This window comes from Butyrivibrio sp. WCE2006 (assembly GCF_000701985.1).
Classification (GTDB): domain Bacteria; phylum Bacillota; class Clostridia; order Lachnospirales; family Lachnospiraceae; genus Butyrivibrio.
Window position 1 is genome coordinate 1 of sequence record NZ_JNKH01000084.1, and the last position, 2754, is coordinate 2754.

At 37.5% G+C, this 2754-nt stretch carries 1 protein-coding gene; it reads left to right on the top strand.

Annotated features, from left to right (window positions below):
• Nucleotides 1-270 precede the first annotated feature (270 nt).
• A partial coding sequence (locus tag T501_RS19285) for an InlB B-repeat-containing protein (RefSeq protein WP_044917140.1) occupies nt 271-2754 on the top strand: 2484 nt, incomplete at its 3' end.

Here is a 2754-nt window from a genome sequence, read left to right on the forward strand (position 1 = left end):
TCCGAGGTTTCTGCGGAGCAGAAACTTCCATTTCATAATAAAAAAGCCGGAGTTCTGCGTGGTTGGATGACTTTCATACCTACTTCTCTTAGGGGTGGAATTCACTAACTCTTAACAGGACAACGTGAACTCGACTTCTGATTGTCATACGCATTTTTCCGACTTTTGTGCTATTATAGCCGTAAATGTGGATAAAATCCATCATTTTTGTAAAAAGAAAACTCCACCCCGTGGAATTTACTCCTACAAGGTGGAATTTACTCTTACAAAGTGGAATTAACTATTACAAGTCACCATTTCAACAGAATTGAATATAATCTTCAGTTTAGAATTGCTAAGATTAAGGGTAGTAATCAGCTTGAAATGTATCATTATGAGAATGATGATAGACATGTAAAGGATAAATTCGATGTTAGCATTATTCCTGGAGCAGTGTCTGAAGGAGGATATTATCTTTTTAAGGTAACGAAAAGATATGGAGATTCCATTAGTGATGTGTGGCCTCAGTATAGTGCCTTCACAAGAATGGAGGAAGTAACCGGGCTCAATATGATCAGCTGGATCCTCATGCCCACTGCAGGAGCAAGAACCGGAAGTGGCAATGGTGGAAATACTGTTAAAGGTGTTATTTCTACAATGGATGAGATGATTCTGGGTGATTGGAAAAATCCAAATGGTAACTACCTTAATGCCAGATATGATCCTGATCTTATATATGATTACACATATAGGATTTATGTAGAAAAGCTTCCGGAGGATACAACAACTCCTGCGGCACAAATAAGAACATATGAGGGCAAGGAGTATGTTCCTTACAAGTCAGGTTCAGAAACTACGATTGATGAAAGTACATTGGGAGTAAGATCCAGAGCTGATTTTTCGGGACAGCATCATCCTGATTATCCGGGATTTGAATATGAAAAAACGGAAAATGAGGAAAATGGCAGAGAAGGAAATGTACAAAAAAGAACTGTTTATTATTACTACAAGAGATTATCAGGTGTTGTAGCATACTATGATGGTCTGTTTGTAAATGGTCACGATGCAGAAGAAGATGGTTCTGAGGCAATAAATAATACACGTTTACTAGAATACGAGGGTAGAGGACATTTGTATGACAGTGATCCTATTCTATATGATGCGAGTGTAGGAAATAGCATTAAGGATACTGAAAAATACAAGAATCCCCCGTCTCGTGAAGGATTTATTTTTGATGGCTGGTTTACAGATGAACAGTGCCTGAACAGATTTACATTTACAGATAAAAATGGTCATGACCTTACAATGAGTAAGGATAACATCACTGTATATGCAAGATGGATCCGTAAAGAGTATCGTATATTCCTTCATCCGGATGTTCCTACAACGGAAACAACATATAAGGACAACTTTGAAGCAGCTGGTTTAAGTGCTTCCTTTAGGGTAAATTATGGTGAGAAAATTGAAGGTATTGATAAAGTAATAAGAGATGATAAGAAGCTGATAGGCTGGTATACAAAGACAGTTGTGGATGGAAAAGATGTCTATAAGCCATTCAATATCGAAGCCTATGCGCTTAATGATTCAACAGCCCCGGACACATATGATAAGTCAAGATCTACCGAACTTGATGCTTTTGGTAATTCTACAGAGAGTACAAATAAAGATACAAACCGTAGGTGGATATTAAATAGCCTTGATCTCTATGCTAGGTGGCGTGATGAACTTATTGGTGCCGATGGTATTAATGTTTATTACTATGTAGAAAATGGCACAAAGCAAATCTATGTGGATGAGACAAAAGATGTACTTTATGCAGATCAGGCAACTGCGACTGCACTTGATATTCCTTCAGAGTATGCTGAGATAACATCTGAGGATAAGATCTTCTCACATTGGGTTGTACAGAAATACAATAATACAACCGGCGAATTCGAAGACACAGATACAGTTGTAAAAGAAGGCCATGAATATGGTGTATTTAAGTCTGACGCTAAGAAGACAGATTTAAGAAGTTCAGAGACAGAAGATCCTAAATTCAGATATGAAGTTCATCTGAAGGCAGTTTATAAGCCTAAGAAGGATGATAATATCAAGACCACAAAGATTATCTATAATGGTAATGGTGGAACAACAAGTCTGGCTTCAGATGAGTCTCAGAATTGTACAGTAAATACAGATAAGACAACAGTAAAGTATGATAAGCTTCAGCTTAACACAGAACTTACGATAACAGATGCCGGCTTTACAAGAGAAAATTATGAACTTCTTGGATGGAAAAAGTACGAGCCTAACGCTGAGAATGTCTATACAGTTGATTTCAAGGTTGGAGATGTTGTTGGTGTTGATGAACTTCCTAACCAGAACAATACACTCTTTGGTGTTTGGAAGAAGAAAGAAGCATCATATATCGTTAAGTATTACAAGGATGAAATCGATCCTAATGATGAAACCAAGAACTGTGTAGGTGAGAGTAGCAAATTTACAGCTGAGGTTGGTACACCAATCAGGTTAGTTTCTGGTGACCAGGATGGTAAGCTAAATTATAAGAAAAATGCATTAGATAATCCTGATTACTATCTTGATGGTGTACAGCAGAATCCTGTTCCTTACGTAATGCAGGAAAGTACTTATAATCAAGATGGAACACCTGTTCCGCAGGTTATCAAGGTGCTGTATACTCGAAAGACAGCAACATATATCGTTAAGTATTACAAGGATGAAATCGATTCTAATGATGAAACCAAGAACTATGTAGGTGAGGGTACTCCTCAT